This is a genomic window from Rhodococcus sp. ACPA1 (assembly GCF_002300195.1).
GTDB lineage: Bacteria > Actinomycetota > Actinomycetes > Mycobacteriales > Mycobacteriaceae > Rhodococcus_F > Rhodococcus_F opacus.
On sequence record NZ_NSDX01000002.1, the window covers coordinates 267,871 to 286,704 of the forward strand.

2 protein-coding genes (1 of these 2 only partly in view) are annotated in these 18,834 nt (G+C 69.3%); one reads left to right on the forward strand and one right to left on the reverse strand.

The window, feature by feature from the left end; translation table 11 throughout:
- Nucleotides 1-2,832, forward strand: coding sequence for a non-ribosomal peptide synthetase (locus tag CJ177_RS07915; RefSeq protein WP_257014422.1), 2,832 nt, complete (start codon nt 1-3; stop codon nt 2,830-2,832).
- On the opposite strand, the gene CJ177_RS07920 is transcribed toward CJ177_RS07915, so the two are convergent.
- A protein-coding gene (locus tag CJ177_RS07920) for a non-ribosomal peptide synthase/polyketide synthase (RefSeq protein WP_306453380.1) crosses the window boundary here: on the reverse strand, nt 2,808-18,834 show its 3' portion. It continues 10,901 nt past the right edge of the window; only the last 16,027 of its 26,928 coding nucleotides appear in the window; its start codon lies beyond the right edge, outside the window — the gene reads right to left on this strand; it ends in the stop codon at nt 2,808-2,810. The genes CJ177_RS07915 and CJ177_RS07920 overlap by 25 nt on opposite strands.

The window sequence follows — 18,834 nt, forward strand, 5'->3', positions numbered from 1 at the left end:
ATGCACCAATCCCCTTGGGGGAGGTCCGGGCCGGTGCGCACGTCGTTCGGCCATGCAATGACGGTGCGCTTGCCCAGCGGGGTGTGGTCGGAGACGCTTGCGGCGCGGTGGGACACCGCGTCCCGTCGCTGGTGGGAGCCCGCGACCCGGCCGACTCGTTTGTGGGTGGAGGACGTGCCCGCCGTTTCGGCTTCGGAGGAGGCACGGCGCCGGCTCGTCGCCGAGTGCCGGCGGCCCGTCGCGGTCGACGGTCCGGTGGTGCGTGCAGTCCTGGTGCGGTACACCGACCAGATGGCCGATCTGGTCGTGGTCGCCGACCGGCGTGATCTCGACACGGCCTCGCTCACGCTCCTGTGCGACGTGGTCATTGGTGCGATCGACGCCCACACGGTGATCGCGAATCCCGTTCGCCGTCATCGGCACGGTCGGACACTGCGTGGATGGGGCACGGCAGTACTGCATTCCACTCACCCGCTGATCCGGGCCCGCGAGGACGTGACGGCGGCGGTGGCCGCTGCCGCCGCGGTCGTCACCGGCAGATGCGACGGCCTCCGCTCGGTGACGATCCCGGTGTGGCGGGGCGACCGGACGCGGCCACCCCGAGTGCTCGGCGGGTTCGAGAACCGGGTCGACCTGACGTTCGACACCTCCGGGGACCGTTCACCCGCCGAGCTGATCGACGAGGTGGAAAGCGAACGGCGACAGGAAGTGCCCTGGGACGCCGCGGAGATCGGACAGATGAGCAATGCGACGACCGGTGTGCTGGAGACGGTTCTGCGTGACCCCGGACATACGTACCTCCCCTGCCAGTCGGCGCCGTTTCCGCTGACACTCGTGCCGATGGTCGAGGCCGGCGGGCACACCACCCTGGAGGTCTACGCCGACCCGGCATCTGTGGACGCCGATACCGCCAGGCGGTTCGGGCAGTGGGTCGCCCAGGTGGTGAACGGACTTCGCGACCCGTCCCCGCGACGACGTGGTGTGTTCGGCGAGGCGGTGGCGCCGCTGGGCGCCGATGTGCGAGCGCCTGTCTCCGGTGGCCGGATCGAGCATCTCGTCGCCCGGCACGCGCACGAGCGTCCCGATGCGGTCGCGGTGACCCACGGCCGGCGCACGCTGACCTACGGCGCACTCGACGAACAGTCGATCTGGGCGGCACGAGGACTTCGCGATCGCGGAGTCGGGCAGGGAGACCGGGTCGGAATCTGTTTGGATCGGTCGGTCGATCTCGTCGTGATGATGCTTGCGGTGTTGCGTAGCGGTGCGGCGTTCGTTCCGATGGATGTGCGGCATCCTCCGGACCGTCTCGCGTACACCGCGCGTGATGCCGGTGTCCGCCTGGTCGTCACCGAGCTCGAGATTGGAGGCGGGTGGGGCGCCGTACCGGTGGTGACGCCGGCGGAGCTGTCGGTGTCGGCATCGGTGCCGGGTGAGGTGGATTGGGCTGTAGGCGGCGACGGCGCCCCCGCCTACGTGGTCTACACGTCCGGGTCGACGGGCCGGCCGAAAGGCGTGGTGATTCCGCATCGCGCCGTGCCGGCGCTGATGGCGTCCACCGCAACCGAATTCGCGCCGACACCCGGCGACACCTGGTCCATGTTCCATTCGCCCGCCTTCGACTTCTCGGTGTGGGAGATCTGGGGAGCGTTGTCGTCCGGTGGCCGCCTCGTGATCGTGCCGTACTGGATCTCGCGGTCCCCGGTGGAGTTCCACACGTTGCTCGCCGACGAACACGTCACGGTCCTCAGTCAGACGCCGTCGGCGTTCGTGCACCTGGCCGCGGCCGACCGGGATCTCGAGCCGCTGTCCGCGCTCCGCCTGGTCGTGTTCGGCGGCGAGACTCTCGATCCTCGTGTCGTACTGCCGTGGCTCGATCGGTATCCGGAATCGCATTGCCGGCTGGTGAACATGTTCGGGACGACGGAAACCACCGTGCACGTCACCGCACACACCGTGACACGGCGCGACGCCCTGACCGGCGCACGAACGGTGGGGGATCCCCTACCCGGCTGGGAGGTGGTGGTCGCGGACGAGAACGGTCATTCTCTGCCGCCCGGAATGGCCGGCGAGATCTACGTCGGCGGGGCCGGTGTCGCGCTCGGGTACCTCGACCGTCCCCGGTTGACGGCCGGCCGTTTCGTCGCGGCACCCGGCGGGTCCCGGTGGTATCGCACGGGCGATCGCGGAAGGATCCGTGACGACGGCCGTCTCGAGCATCTCGGTCGACTGGACTCCCAGGTCCAGATCCGTGGGTTCCGTGTAGAACTCGGCGAGGTGCGGTCCGTGCTCCTCGACGATCCCGTCGTCGCGGCAGCGGCCGTGGTGCCGTCGGGCAGGCCGGAGGATCCGGCCGGAATCGCGATCGACGCCTACGTCGTTGCGGCCCGGTCGGCGACGCAGACCGAGACGGTCGCGGCGATACGGGAACACGTCGCCCGATTCCTACCGGATTATATGGTGCCCCGCACGATCACGGTGCTCGACACGTTGCCGCTCACCGTCAACGGAAAACTCGACGTGACAAGGCTTCCCGCACCGGTCCTGCGGTCCGTGTCGCACACTGCGGTCGAACCGCAGGACGGCCCGCTCGCCGAGGCCGGAACGGCGCAGATGCTCACCGACATCTGGGAGTCGGTGCTGGGGGTCCCGGTGTCGCTGGACGACAACCTCTTCGAGCTCGGAGGGAACTCGCTGTGCGCGATCAAGGCCGACGGGATGATGCGGCGGCTCGGCCTTCCGGCCCTCCCGATGCGGGAGCTGTACCGGCATCCGAGCATTCGCGGAATCTGCGACACTCTCGCGCGGCGCTATCCGCCCCGACCGGATACGTAGGTTTCGACGAGCACGCCGATCGCACGTGCCGGACCCGGTTGCATCATGTCGTTGTGCGCGCAGTCGACGCGTTCGTCCTGCATGGTGCCGGTGATCGAGTCGCCCCATCCGGCGCGGGGACTGTCCGCTGCGGTGAGCAGGAGCGCGTCACCGCGAAAGACCCTCGGGACGAATCTCGTCGACAGCCGAGTGGACCGGGCATATCCCTCGGCGATTCTCCGCAGCCGGTCAGCGGAGACGGCGACGGCGGGACCGAAGGTGTCGCGGAGTCGTTGGGCGGCGTCCTCGTAAGTGAGGGACCCGGCGTCCTCGCCGACGTCGACTCCCAGGCCACGCAGAAGGTCGCCGACGTCCAAGGCTTCGGGATCGGCCGTCGCGCCGCCGCCAGGGCAACTGTCCAGGAGCACGAGGGACCCGACCTCCCCACCCCGGTCCTGCAGCTCAGTGGCCATGGCATGCGCGATCAGCCCGCCGAGCGACCAGCCGAGCAGATGATACGGTCCCGCCGGCTGGACGGCACGGACCTCGTCGAGGTATCGGTGCGCCAGTTCCTCGATCGAGTCGTACTCGGGACCGCCGCCGAGGGAGGGCAACTGCAGTCCCCACACGGGCCGGTCCGGTGAGAGATGGCGGACCATACCGGTGTACGCCCAGGCCAGGCCCATCCCGGCATGGACGCAGAATAGTGGTGCGAGCCGACCACCACGGCGCAGCGGCACTACAACCCGGAGAGCTTCGTCGGCGGACGCGGGCAGGGGTTCGGTCGCGAGGCGGGCCGCCAGACCTGCGGGAGTGGGGTCGAGGAAGAGGGCGGGAAGCGGCACCGGCCGGCCCAGTCGCCGCTGCAGGTCCGCGGCGACGCGGACCGCGGACAGTGACGTGCCGCCGAGTGTGAAGAAGTCGTCGTCCACTCCGATCGGGCGGTCCTCGCCGGTGTCGACGACTTCCGCGAAAGCGCTAACGACGGCTCGCTCCACGGCCGTGGACGGAGCACGGAATCGTTCGGGCCGGGCACCGAACTCGGGTTCGGGGAGGGCCGAGCGGTCGAGCTTGCCCGCCGGGGTGAGCGGCACCTCGTCGAGTACGACGATCGCCGCGGGGACCAGATACGGCGGGAGCTGCGCGGACAACGCCGTGCGCACCGCACTCGCGTCGACGTCCGAGCCGGTCGCACCGCGGACGTAGGTGACGAGTATCAGTTCCCCGTCTGGTCCGGTTCGCCCGACGGTGGCCGCGAAACCGATGTCCGCGCGCGCCGCGAGGATCGAGTCGACCTCGCCCGGTTCGACCCGGAATCCGCGCACCTTGATCTGGAAGTCGGTGCGGCCGAGGTGTTCGAGCGTGAGGTCGGGCCGGGTGCGTACCAGGTCGCCGGTGCGGTACATCCGCGACCCGGGGGCGGCGAACGGGCAGGCGACGAAATGGGTCGCCGTCGTGGCCGGGCGATCGTGGTAGCCGCGGGCCAGGCCGGGCCCTGCCAGGTACAGCTCACCCGGGGTGCCTGGGGGAACGGGATGCAGCCGGGCATCGAGGACGGCGGCGGCGAACCCGCGGACGGGGCGCCCGATGGTGACAGGTTCCGCCGGTGCCAGTGGTTCACTGACATGCGACCAGATCGTCGTCTCGGTGGGACCGTACGCATCGAGCATGCGCCGGGCGGGCGCCCATCGCCGGACCAGGTCCGCCGGGCACGGCTCACCGGCGACGGTGAGGACCCGCAGCGAGTCGAGCCCCGTCGGCTCGAGCGATGCCAGCGCGGTCGGGGTGATGAACGCGTGGGTGATCCGCTCGCCGGCGAGGATATCCGCCAGCGCGGCACCGCCATAGGTCAGCGGGGGCACGAGCACGACCCGCGCCCCCGCGCAGAACGCCATCGTCAACTCGAACAACGCCGCGTCGAAACTGGGGGACGCGAGATGCGAGACCCGCGCATCGGGGGTGACCTGCAGGTGGTGACGTTCCTGCTCGAACAGGTTCGAAAGGCCCCGATGCGACACCACGACCCCCTTCGGAGTGCCGGTTGATCCGGACGTGTAGATCAGATAGGCGGGGTTGTCCGGGCGCAGCGGACCCGCGCGGTCGACGTCGGTCACCGGGCTGGCAGGAAGGTGCCGCAACTGCGTCTCGAGGTCGGGATCGTCGAGCACCAGCCACTCGACCGTGTCCGGCAACTGTGTGCGATACCGGGCGACGGTGACGCCGAGTACCGCTCCGCAGTCGGCGAGCATGTGGGTGATCCGGGTGGGCGGATATGTCGGGTCGACGGGTACCGACGCGGAACCCGAGCAGGCGACCGCCCACAAAGCACGGACCCACGCGAGGGATCGTGGCAGTGCCAGAGCGACGAACCTTTCCGGTGCGGCACCCCGAGCGATGAGCAGCCGGGCGAATTGCGTGGAGTCGGCGTCGAGTTGGCGATAGGTGAGCGCGCGACCGGCATCGGACACGGCCACCCGGTCGGAGTGCCGCTCCGCCGCCTCGGCCAGCAGGTCGGGCCACACCCGCGCCGGGAGGCCGGGCGGTCCGGAGATCGATGCGTCCTCGTCCTCGTCGCCGAGCCTGAGGTCTCCGACCGGGTCGTCCGGGTCGGAGACGACCGACTCGAGGAGACGGGTCAGTCGACCGGCGAAGCCCTGCACGGTCGCGGCGTCGAAGATGTCGGTGGCGTAGGTGAATCCGGCGGCGATCCCGTCCGGGTCACCGGACTCGTCGAACGTCTCGGCGACTACCAGTTCGAGATCGACCTTGACGACGGGCGGCGTGTACGCGGCGACCGTGACAGTCAGGTCCGGCAGCGTGATCTCGGGTCGCTGGACGCTCTCGAACTCGAGGGACACCTGGAACAGCGGCGAGCGGGAGGTCGACCGCGCCGGGTCCACGGCCTCGACGACGCGCTCGAAGGGCAGGTCGGCGTGGAGAAAGGCGCCGAGGTCGACGTCCCTGGTGCGGTCGAGCACCTCGGTGAACGACCGGGAGCCGTCGACAGGTGTGCGCAGGACGAGTGTGTTGACGAACATGCCGACGAGCTCGTCCAGCCGGGGATCGGGGCGGCCGGCGACGGGGGTGCCGATCACGATGTCGGAACTGCCGCTGAGGCGGGCGAGGAGGACCGCGAATACCGCGTGGATCGCCATGAAGAGCGTCGAGTTGTTCTGCCGCGCGAGCGTCAGTAGTGACCGGTGCAGGTCCCGTCCGATGCGGAACGCGACCCGGTCTCCGTGGTGCGTGCGGTGGGTGGGTCGGGGTCGGTCGGTGGGGAGGGGGAGGGTGTCGGGGAGGTTGGTGAGTGTGGTGGTCCAGTAGGTGGTTTGGGTTTGGGTGGTGGGGGTGGGGTGGTCGGGTGTGCCGAGGAGTTGGTGTTGCCAGTGGGTGTAGTCGGTGTAGGTGAGGGGTAGGGGTGTGGGGTGGGGTTGTCGGTGGTGGGTGTGGGTGGTGTAGGCGGTGGTGAGGTCGTGGGTGAGTGGGGTGAGGGAGTGGCCGTCGGCGGCGATGTGGTGGAGGACGAGGGTGAGGGTGTGGTGGGTGTTGTCGAGTTGGTAGAGGTGGGTGTGGAGGGGGGTGTCGGTGGTGAGGTCGAAGGGTTGGGTGGTGTCTGCGTTGATGTGGTGGGGGAGTTGGGTTTCGGTGGTGGGGGTGGGTGTGAGTGGTGGTGTGGTGGGGTGGGGGTGGATGTGTTGGGTGGGGTGTCCGTGGTGGAGGGGGTAGGTGGTGTGGAGGGGTTGGTGGCGGTGGATGAGGTCGGTGAGGGCGTGGTGGAGGGCGGTGGTGTCGAGGTGGCCGGTGAGGTGGAGGGTGAGGGGGATGTTGTAGGTGGGGGTGGTGGTGTCGTATTGGTTGAGGAACCAGATGCGTTGCTGGGCAGGCGACAACGGCACGAACTCGGGTTGGGGCCCCGGAGTGGGCACCGGCAACGGGGCATCGTTCGAGTCGTGGTCGAGGTGGGTGGACAGGACCCTCGGTGTCCGGTCCTCGAACACGGTCCGGACGTCGATGTGGGTGTGCAGCGCCGAATTGACCCGCGCCACCACCCTTGTCGCCGTCAGCGAGTTCCCGCCCGCCTCGAAGAAGTTGTCGTCGACACCGACGTGCTCGAGCCCCAGAGCGGCCGCGAATGCGTTCGCGACGGTCTCCTCGACGGGCGACGTCGGTCGGTGCGCGGGATCGGCCGGGGAGTCGAACCGGGGATCGGGCAGCGCGGCGCGATCGAGTTTGCCGACTGGGGTCAGTGGGATCCGGTCGATCGGCACGATCGCGCTGGGCACCATGTGCGCCGGAAGTCGTTCGGTGAGATAAGCCGAGAGTCGTGCCGGGGCGAGCTCCGCGGACCCGACGACGTAGGAGACGAGGAGCGGGTCCCCGGCGGGTCCGGTGCGGGTGAGTGTCGCGGCGTATTCCACGTCCGGGTGGGCGCCGAGGACGGCGTCGACCTCGGCGGGTTCGATGCGGAACCCGCGCACCTTCACCTGGAAGTCGGCGCGGCCGAGGTACTCGACCACCCGACCGCCGGACGTGTCGGCGACCCAGCGGACGATGTCGCCGGTCCGGTACATCCGCTCGCCCGCCGGCCCGTATGGGGCGGCGACGAAGCGTCCTGCGGTCAGGCCCGGCCTCCGGTGGTATCCGCGGGCCAGACCCGTCCCGGCAATGTACAACTCTCCCGGAACGCCGTCCGGTACCGGCTGCAGCCGCGGATCCAGCACCACTTCGTCCGCACCGGCGACCGGTCCGCCGATCGTCACTTCGGACCCGGGTGCGAGCGGCGCACTGATGTTGGACATCACGGTGGTTTCTGTGGGGCCGTAGCCGTTCCGCAGAGCACGGCCACCGGACCACCGGGTCACCAGACCGGGCGGACACGCTTCGCCGGCCGCGAGTATCTCGCCGAACCCGTCGTATCCGTCGAGGTCGTCGGGATCGGCCGAGGCCAGTGCGGCAGTCGGGACGAAGGCATGCGTCACCCGTTCGGCGGCGACGAAGCGGGACAGCTCCGTGCCGCCGACGATTGTCGGCGGGCTGATCACCAGAGTCGCGCCACAGCCGAACGCCAGAAGATAGTCGAACACCGATCCGTCGAATGAGGGTGACGAGAAGTGGAGCACGCGCGAGTGCCGCCCCGGACCGGGGCCGGCCGCCTGCGCCGCAGCGAGGGTGGCCAGCCCGCGGTGCGGAACCACCACGCCTTTCGGGACACCGGTCGATCCGGACGTGTAGATCATGTACGCGGGATGGTCGGGTCGCAACGGCCGGCGGCGATCGGCGTCACCGAGGGCACCGCTCGACTGTTGTTCGACCGTCGTGATCGTCCCGGGTTCGTCCAGGACGAGCCACGGCACCGTGTTCGGGAGCCGCTCACGTTGCGGTGTCAGCGTGACGCCGAGTGCGACACCCGAATCGGCGATCATGTCGGCGATGCGTGCGGCGGGATAGCCCGGGTCGATCGGGACGAAGGCGGCCCCGGTCTTGGTGATCGCCCAGACCGCGAGCACGGAATCGGCGGAACGGGGGATTGCCAGGGCAACGTAGCGTTCCGGGCCCGCGCCATGCGTGATCAGCAGGCGCGCAAGCCGGTTCGACGCCTCGTCGAGGTCGCGGTAACTCACCGCGCGACCGGAATCCTCGAGTGCGACGGCGTCCGGATCCAGGGCTGCGGCGTCGGTGACGATCGTGGCGAGCGTCCGGGTGACGGGTGCGGGACCGCCGCGCACGGGCGCGAGCGCACGGAACTCGTCGTCGCCGAGAAGCCGCACCGACGCGACGGTCGTGTCCGGTGCCGTCGCGATGACGTCCAGTGCCCGGCACATGTGTGCCGCGATCGTCTCGGTCTCGTTGCGGCTGAGGAACTCCGGCAGAAACTCGAACTTGAGGTGGAGTGTGGTGTCGGTGGTGGCGGCGAGTGCGAGGGGGTAGTGGGTGGCGTCGGTGGCGGAGGTGGTGGTGATGGTGAGGTCGGTGGGTGGGGTGGTGGTGTGGTGGGGGTAGTTCTCGTGGACGGTGATGGTGTCGAAGGTGGTGGCGTGGGGGTTGGGGATGTGGGTGAGGGGGAGGTGGTGGTGGTCGAGGAGTTGTGTGTGGGTGGTGTGGGTGCGTGTGAGGAGGGTGGTGAGGGTGTCGGTGGGGTGGAGGGTGATGCGGACGGGGATGGTGTTGATGAAGAGTCCGATCATGGTTTCGATGCCGGGGATGTGGGGTGGGCGTCCGGAGACGGTGGTGCCGAAGGTGATGTCGGTGGTGCCGGTGTGGGTGGCGAGGACGAGGGCCCAGGCGGTGTCGATGATGGTGTGGAGGGTGAGGTCGTGGGTGCGGGCCACGGTCCGCAACGCATCGGTGTGCTCCCTTGACAGCGAGACCCGATACTCCTCGGGGAACGTGGATGGGACGCGGCCGCGCGCGGACGGCACCAGGATCGTCGGTCCCTCGAGTCCGTCGAGGACGTCGGCCCACGCGGCCCGGCTCTCCTCGAGTGACTGCTGGGTGAGCCACTCCAGGTAGCGGCGATACGGGCGGGGTCGAGTGACTGCGCCGGGGTCGGCGTGGTGCTCGTACAACTGGAGGAGTTCATGCAGGAGGAGGGGCGTCGACCAGCCGTCGAGCAGGATGTGGTGATGGGTGAGGGCGACCTGGTGGTGGGTGGGGCCGTGGGTGACGAGCGTGAGCCGGAGCAGGGGTGGCGCGGTCAGGTCGAACGGGGTGGTGCGGTCGGCGGTGACGATGTCGTGAGCGACCGTCCCGTCGCGCTCGTCGCTGAGATCGTGGTGATTCCAGGGAAGTATTGCAGGAGTAACGATTTGAATCGGCGTGCCGTCGGGAGTGTGTCCGAAAGCGGCGCGGAGGTTCGGGTGGCGGCCGAGCAGGGCTGCCGCGGCGTCGCGGAGGCGGTCGGGATCGAGGGGTCCGTCGATGTCGAGGACTAGTTGGACGACGTAGGTGTCGAGAGCCTGGCTCGTCAGTTCGTGGTGGAACAGCAGACCGGCCTGCAGGGGGGTGAGGGGCCAGACGTCGGTGAGGGTGGGGTAGTCGTGGTGGAGTGCGTCGAGGGCGGGTTGGTCGAGGTGGACGAGGTCGAGGTCGCTGGGGGTGAGCCGGCCGGCGCCGGGTCGGCTGGTGTGGTCGGCGAGGGCGGTGAGCGCTTCGGTCCACAGCTCGGTGAGCTCGGTGACGTCGGCCACCGGGAGCACATCGGGCGGATACACCCAGGTGGCGCGCAGAATCGGGGCGCCCCCTGACTCGTAGACGTAGGCGTTGACGTCGAGAATCGTTGCAACGGGCACGTTTCCGAGGATGGTGGCGTCGAACTCGATGCCGGTCATCGGTTCCCAGCCGGCACCGTGCGAGGGCCCGTGCGGCGGGTAGTCGAATCGGCCTAGGTAGTTGAGGGTGGTTTGGGGTTGGGGGAGGTTGCGGAGTTGTGTTGCGGTGTGGGGGTTGAGGTAGCGGAGGGGGCCGTATCCGGTGCCGTGGTCGGGGGTGTGGCGGAGTTGTTCTTTGATGGTGGTGAGGGCGTGTCCGGCGGCGGGTCCGCCGGTGAGTGCGTCGGTGAGGTCGATGTCGGTGAGGTCGAGGAGGGCTGGGTGGATGGTGGTGAACCAGCCGATGGTTCGGGTGAGGTCGGCGCCGGGGATGAGGGGGTCGGTGCGGCCGTGGTTTTCGATGTTGACGAGCAGTGTGTGGGTGGGGGTGTGGTGTCGGTGGCGCCAGGTGGTGATGGCGAGGGCGAGGGCGGTGAGGAGGGCGTCGTCGATGCCGCAGTGGTAGGTGGTGGGGAGGGTGGTGAGGAGGGTGTGGGTGGTGTGGGGTGGGAGTTCGATGGTGGTGTGGGTGGTGGTGTGTTCGGTGTCGTGGGTGGGGTCGAGGGGTCGGGTGCCGAGTGGGGGGTCGGGGGTGGTGAGGATGTTGCGCCAGTGGGGGAGTTCGTGGGTGCGGTGGGTGGTGGTGTCGGTGAGGGCGTGGGCGTAGCGGCGTGCGGTGGTGGTGACGGGTGGGAGTGTGGGGGTGGTGCCGGTGGTGTGGGCGTGGTGGGCGGTGGCGAGGTCGGGGATGAGGATGCGCCAGGAGACGCCGTCGGTGGCGAGGTGGTGGATGGTGATGAGGAGGTGTCCGGGTTGGGTGCCGGGGTCGAGCCAGACGAGTTGGAGCATGATTCCGTTTTCGGGGTCGAGTCGGTGCGTTGCGGCGTCGAGTTGCGCGCGTGCCATCGCGGCGAGGTCGTTGTCCGGGTGCGTCTCGACCGCGACGTGGGTGATGAGGGGTGCGGCCGCGATTGTTCCGGCCGGTGGGATTTCGAGGACGGCGTCCTGGTCTGTTGTTCCGCGCCGGAGTCGGGCTCGGAGCATGTCGTGGTGGTCGAGGACGGTCTGCACGGTGGCGGTGAGGGTGTCGGTGTCCAGGTTGGGTGGTGCGGTGAGCAGGACTGCTTGGCAGTACGTGTCGAGGTTGCCGCCGCGGTCGAGCAACCACCGCGCGATCGGCAGGAGCGGTGCGGTCCCGATGCCACCGCCGGGAAGCTCGGCCAGCACGTCCGGGTTCCGGGTTGCCGCCACCTCGGCGAGGGCGGCCACGGTCTGGTGCTCGAAAACGTCGCGGGGAGTGACGAAGACACCGTCCTCGTGGGCGCGGGCCACCAACTGGATGGCCATGATGCTGTCGCCACCGAGTGCGAAGAAGGACTCGTCGGCACTCACGGACGGCACGCCGAGGACCTCCGCGAAAACCTCGGCGAGGGCCATCTCCGTCGCTGTCGCCGGAGCGCGTCCCGTGGAGACGCGTTCGGCGAAGTCGGGTGCGGGCAACTGCCGGCGATCGAGCTTGCCGTTCGGGGTCAGCGGCAGGCGGTCCAGGACCACCAGCGTTGCCGGCACCATCTGCGGTGCGAGAGTCGTTCGGGCGAAGCCGAGGACCCGATCGATGTCGACAGTCCCCTTCTGTTGACCGTTCCCGGCGGGTACGACGTACCCGATCAGGCGCTCGGCGCCTCGGTCGTCGGAACGGACCGACACCGCGGCCTGTGCGACATCCGGGTGGCGGACGAGCGTGGCCTCGACCTCTCCTGGCTCGATCCGGTAGCCGTGCAGCTGAACTTGGGCGTCACCACGTCCGAGGAACTCGAGTTGACCCTGCGCGTTCCAGCGTGCGAGGTCGCCGGTGCGATACATGCGTCCTCCGCGCCCGGCCGGGTCCGCCACGTACCGGGTCACCATCAGCCCGGATCGGTGCAGGTACCCACGGGTGACCTGGTTCCCGGCAACGTACATCTCGCCGGTCACTCCGGTGGGTACGGGGTGGAGCCGCCGGTCGAGGACGTACACGCGCAGTCCCGGAATCGCCCGGCCGATGACCGACCGTGCAGCGGGTCGGGTATCGGTGAGGGGATGCCTGGTCACGTGCACGGTGGTCTCGGTGATGCCGTACATGTTCACGAGCTGGGGTCGGGTGGGTTCGTGCCGGTCGAGCCAGTCGACGAGGTGACCGTGCTCGAGGGCTTCGCCGCCGAAGACGACGTACCGCAACGCCAGGTCGGTCGGCTGGTTCCGTTCTGCCGTGGCCAACTGGGCGAACGCGGTGGGCGTCTGGCACAGGACCGTCACCCGCTCTCGGCGGAGCAGGCCCAGGAACTCGTCGGGTGAGCGGGCGGTGACGGTGTCGACGATGACGAGCCGGCCACCGTGCAGGAGGGCGCCCCACAACTCCCATACCGCGAAGTCGAAGGCGGCCGAGTGGAAGAGCGTCCACACGTCGGTCTCGGCGAATTCGAACGCAGTCCGGGTGTTGTCGAACAGTGTCGTGACATTGCGGTGTGTCACCACGACACCTTTGGGGCGTCCGGTCGACCCCGAGGTGTACACGACGTACGCGACCGCGTCGGGGGTGAGCCCGGCCCGTCGCTCCGGATCGGTGAGCGGTTCCGGCGACAGATCCATCAGCCGTGCGCGCGTGTGCACGTCGTCGACGAGCACCGTGGGAAGGTCCCGCCGCAAGCGGGCCGCGTGGTCGGTCGAGGAGACGAGACACACCGGGGCGGCGTCGGACATCGTGGCGTCGAGCAGGTCCGCCGGGTGACCGACGTCGAGGGCGAGGTAGCCGGCTCCCGCTTGCTGTGCGGCCAGCAGGGCGACGACCAGATCGACCGAGCGTGGCAGCGCTACGGCGACGACCGTGTCGGGGGCGGTGCCGAGTGTGACGAGATGCCGGGCGAGTCGGTAGACGCGGGCACCGAGTGCCGCGTAGGTGAGCGTGTCGTCGGCATCGGTCAGCGCCGATTCGTCGGCGAAGCGGTGGACGGACCGAGTGAACCGGTCGGCGAGTGTGGCCTCGCCGGGTTCCGCTACGGGCGAAGGGGTATTCCACCCGGTCGCGAGCGCGGTCCGTTCGGTGGCGTCGAGAAGGTCGACGTCCCCGACGGGCCGGCCGGGGTCCGCGGTCACCGAGTCGAGGAGCCGGAGGAAGCGCGCCGCGACACCCTCGACGGTGGTGCGTTCGAAGATGTCGGTGGCATAGGTGAACGCGGCCGACAGTCCGGGGTTTGCGGGGTCCGCATGTTCGCGGAGGGTGAGCTGAAGGTCGAACTTCGCGACGGGCGGAGCGTCCTCGGCGACCGTCACCGTCACGTCCGGCAGTTCGAGGTGGAGTGGTACCTCGGTCCCGTAGTCGATCAGGACCTGGAACAGCGGCGTGTGCGTCGTGGACCGCTCCGGCGTCAGCATGTCGACGAGCATCTCGAAGGGCAGGTCGGCGTGCATGAATGCACCGAGGTCCGCGTCGCGGGTTCTGGTCAGCACTTCGCGGAACGAATCTGCCGAGTCGACCGGGGTCCGCAGGACGAGCGTGCCGACGAACATGCCGACGAGCTGGTCCAGCCGGGGATCGGGGCGGCCGGCGACGGGGGTGCCGATCACGACGTCGTCCGTGTCGCACAGGCGGGCGAGGAGGACCGCGAAGGCCGCGTGCAGAGTCATGAACGTGGTCGCCCCGGTGCTCCGCGCGAGCGCATGCAGGCGGCGGTGTACGTCGGTGGGGATCTCGAAGCGGACCGACTCTCCGTGGTGGGTGCGGTGGGTGGGTCGGGGTCGGTCGGTGGGGAGGGGGAGGGTGTCGGGGAGGTTGGTGAGTGTGGTGGTCCAGTAGGTGGTTTGGGTTTGGGTGGTGGGGGTGGGGTGGTCGGGAGTGCCGAGGAGTTGGTGTTGCCAGTGGGTGTAGTCGGTGTAGGTGAGGGGTAGGGGTGTGGGGTGGGGTTGTCGGTGGTGGGTGTGGGTGGTGTAGGCGGTGGTGAGGTCGTGGGTGAGTGGGGTGAGGGAGTGGCCGTCGGCGGCGATGTGGTGGAGGACGAGGGTGAGGGTGTGGTGGGTGTTGTCGAGTTGGTAGAGGTGGGTGTGGAGGGGGGTGTCGGTGGTGAGGTCGAAGGGTTGGGTGGTGTCTGCGTTGATGTGGTGGGGGAGTTGGGTTTCGGTGGTGGGGGTGGGTGTGAGTGGTGGTGTGGTGGGGTGGGGGTGGATGTGTTGGGTGGGGTGTCCGTGGTGGAGGGGGTAGGTGGTGTGGAGGGGTTGGTGGCGGTGGATGAGGTCGGTGAGGGCGTGGTGGAGGGCGGTGGTGTCGAGGTGGCCGGTGAGGTGGAGGGTGAGGGGGATGTTGTAGGTGGGGGTGGTGGTGTCGTATTGGTTGAGGAACCAGATGCGTTGCTGGGCAGGCGACAACGGTGCGAACTCCGGCTCCCTCGCGGCGGCGGTCAACGGGGGGTGCGGTTCCGATCCGGTGTCGTCCAGGAGCAGTCGCGCCAGAGCACGCGGCGTGGGGGCATCGAACAGACTGCGCACGGCGAGGTCCGTGTGCAGGGTCGCGTTCACGCGGGCGACCGCCCGGGTCGCCGTCAGCGAGTCTCCACCTGCTGCGAAGAAGTCGTCGTCCACTCCCAGACTCGACAGGTCGAGTGCCGCGGCGAGGGTTTCCGCGACGGTCTGTTCGAGTGGGGTGGCCGCCGACGGCTGCGCGGGGAGCGGGGTGGTGCGGAGGGCGCGGAGCGCGTCGCGGTCGAGTTTGCCCGACGGCGTCCGCGGGATGGCGTCGATCTCGACGACCGCGGACGGAACGAGCTGTGCGGGAAGCCGACTCGCCAGGTAGTCGCGGAGTTCGCGGGGTCCGGCCGCACCGGTGGTCGTCACGTAGGAGACCAGTGTCGCGTCCTGATCGGTCGTGTCCGGGCCGGTAGAGGGGAGCGTCGCGCTGAATGTGACCGCCGGATGACCGGACAGCGCGGCGTCGATCTCGCCGGGTTCGATCCGGTACCCACGCACCTTCACCTGCGAATCGCTGCGACCCAGGTACTCGAGGACGGCACACCTCTCGCTCCCGGTGTTCCAGCGCACGACATCACCGCTGCGATACATGCGACCGCCCGGTGGGCCGAACGGATCGGCCACGAAACGGGTGGCAGTGAGTGCGGGCTTGCCGTGGTAGCCGCGGGCGATCGCGCCGCCCGCGATGTACAACTCACCCCGGGCCCGGATCGGGACCGGTTGCATCCGGGCGTCGAGCACGACCTCGGTGACACCGCGGATCGGGCCGCCGATCACATGCGCACCGTCGGCGGCCGGATCGTCGGAGATATTCGCCGCCACGGTACTTTCCGTCGGTCCGTACGCGTTGACGAGTCGACAGTGCGGAGACCACCGGCGGAACACCTCGGGGGTGCATTTCTCCCCGCCGGTCACGACGCACTCGAGGTCGTCCAGGCCCCCGGGGTCCAGCGTGGCCAGCGTCGTGGGGGTCAGGAAAGCATGGGTCACCCGGCTGTCGGCGAGATGCCGACGCAGTTCATCCCCGCCGTAGATCGTGGTGGGCACGATCACCGCCGTGGCTCCCGCAGACCACGTGAGCAGATACTCGAGTACCGACGCGTCGAAGCTGGGAGACGCGAAATGCGCCACCCGGGACGCTGCGGTCACTCCGGTACGTTCGCGCAACGTGGTTGCGAGAGAGTTCAATCCACGATGACCGACCACCACGCCTTTCGGAACGCCGGTGGACCCGGACGTATAGATCAGGTACGACGCATTGTCGGGGCGGATCGTGGGCGCCTGACGAGCCCCCGTGTCACCGGTGTGCGGTGTCCGGCCGGCATCCGTGCCCTCGATGTCGATCCACGTGACGGTGTCTGGCAGCGCGTCGCGACGACTGCTCGTGGTGAGTCCGACGAGGACACCGGAATCAGTGAGCATGTGCTGGATGCGGATCTGCGGATACGTCGGGTCGACGGGCACGAATGCGGCGCCGGTTCCCGCGACGGCCCAGACGGCGACGACCGATTCGAGGGACCGCGGTATCGCGATGGCGACCACACTTTCCGGACCGACGCCCGTCTCGACGAGGCGATCGGCAAGGAGCAACGCGCGGGCCCGGAGTTCTGTGTACGTCATCCGGCGGGCCCCGTCGTCTACGGCGACGGCGTCGGGCGAGCGCTCAGCGGCGTCCGCGAGGATCGCGCCCAGGGGCCGCGGCTTGTCGGCCGCCTCACCCAGGGCGGCCACCACGGCTCGCTGCTCCGCAGCATCCAGCAGGTTCAGGCGGGCGATCGGCAGGGACGCGTCGGATCCCATGGCGACGAGTACACGCGCCAGTTGTCCGAGGATCGCGTCGACGCTGTCGGCATCGAATGCCGACAGCTGGAAGATGCCCCGCAGGTGGAGTGTGGTGTCGGTGGTGGCGGCGAGTGCGAGGGGGTAGTGGGTGGCGTCGGTGGCGGAGGTGGTGGTGATGGTGAGGTCGGTGGGTGGGGTGGTGGTGTGGTGGGGGTAGTTCTCGTGGACGGTGATGGTGTCGAAGGTGGTGGCGTGGGGGTTGGGGATGTGGGTGAGGGGGAGGTGGTGGTGGTCGAGGAGTTGTGTGTGGGTGGTGTGGGTGCGTGTGAGGAGGGTGGTGAGGGTGTCGGTGGGGTGGAGGGTGATGCGGACGGGGATGGTGTTGATGAAGAGTCCGATCATGGTTTCGATGCCGGGGATGTGGGGTGGGCGTCCGGAGACGGTGGTGCCGAAGGTGATGTCGGTGGTGCCGGTGTGGGTGGCGAGGACGAGGGCCCAGGCGGTGTCGATGATGGTGTGGAGGGTGAGGTCGTGGGTGCGGGCCACGGTCCGCAACGCATCCGTCTGGGCGGTCGTCAGTGTCACCACGCGCTCCGCGCAGGGACCCGCGTCCCGGTGAGGATCGAGACCCGGTGCGAGCCGCGTCGCGTTCTCGACACCCTCGAGCGCACGACCCCACGCGGCGACGGACGCCGAGACATCGCGCGTGCCCAGCCATTCGAGGAAATCACGGTACGGCCGCACCGGCGCAAGCGCATCGGGATCGGCGTGGTGCTCGTAGAGCTGAAGGAGTTCGTGCAGCAGCAGCGGGGTGGACCAGCCGTCGAGTACCAGATGATGATTGGTGAGCACCAGATGGTGGTCGTCGGGACCGGTCGTGACGAGGGTGAATCGCAGGAGAGGCGGCTCGGCCGGGTCGAACGGCGCGGTCCGGTCCGCGGTGAGGATGTCGTCGAGTTCTGCGGCGGGACGCTGTGCGGTGGTGACGTCGTGGTGCGCCCAGGCGAGAGCAGTGGTCGTGACGACCTGTACCGGTGTGCCGTCCGCCGTGTGGGTGAAGGCCGCGCCCAGGTTCGGGTGACGACCGAGCAGGGCTGCCACGGCGTCGCGCAGGCGGTCGGCGTCGAGGGGTCCGTCGATGTCCAGGACGAGTTGGACGACGTAGGCGTCGGCGGCGGGGCCGCCGAGCTCGGCGTGGAACAGCAGACCGGCCTGCAGGGGGGTGAGGGGCCAGACGTCGGTGAGGGTGGGGTAGTCGTGGTGGAGTGCGTCGAGGGCGGGTTGGTCGAGGTGGACGAGGTCGAAATCACTGGGGGTGAGCCGGCCGGCGCCGGGTCCGCTGATGTGGTCGGCGAGGGCGGTGAGCGCTTCGGTCCACAGGTCGGCGATGTCGTCGACATCGGTCGCGGCAAGCACACCGGCGGCGTAGGACCACGTCGCCGTCAGCCGTGCAGTGCCCTCCGTGACGACCGTCGCGGCATCGATTGTCAGGACCGCGGAAGCGGCAAGGTCCGAATCGGGGTGCCGGCCGAGATCCACATCCGTCACCGGCGTCCAGCCCGCCTCCGCACCTGACGGCGGGTAGTCGAATCGGCCTAGGTAGTTGAGGGTGGTTTGGGGTTGGGGGAGGTTGCGGAGTTGTGTTGCGGTGTGGGGGTTGAGGTAGCGGAGGGGGCCGTATCCGGTGCCGTGGTCGGGGGTGTGGCGGAGTTGTTCTTTGATGGCGGTGAGGGCGTGTCCGGCGGCGGGTCCGCCGGTGAGTGCGTCGGTGAGGTCGATGTCGGTGAGGTCGAGGAGGGCTGGGTGGATGGTGGTGAACCAGCCGATGGTTCGGGTGAGGTCGGCGCCGGGGATGAGGGGGTCGGTGCGGCCGTGGTTTTCGATGTTGACGAGCAGTGTGTGGGTGGGGGTGTGGTGTCGGTGGCGCCAGGTGGTGATGGCGAGGGCGAGGGCGGTGAGGAGGGCGTCGTCGATGCCGCAGTGGTAGGTGGTGGGGAGGGTGGTGAGGAGGGTGTGGGTGGTGTGGGGTGGGAGTTCGATGGTGGTGTGGGTGGTGGTGTGTTCGGTGTCGTGGGTGGGGTCGAGGGGTCGGGTGCCGAGTGGGGGGTCGGGGGTGGTGAGGATGTTGCGCCAGTGGGGGAGTTCGTGGGTGCGGTGGGTGGTGGTGTCGGTGAGGGCGTGGGCGTAGCGGCGTGCGGTGGTGGTGACGGGTGGGAGTGTGGGGGTGGTGCCGGTGGTGTGGGCGTGGTGGGCGGTGGCGAGGTCGGGGATGAGGATGCGCCAGGAGACGCCGTCGGTGGCGAGGTGGTGGATGGTGATGAGGAGGTGTCCGGGTTGGGTGCCGGGGTCGAGCCAGACGAGTTGGAGCATGATCCCGTTCTCGGGATCCAAACGTGCGGCGGCAGCACGGGACTCGACCTCGGCCCGGCCCCTCAGG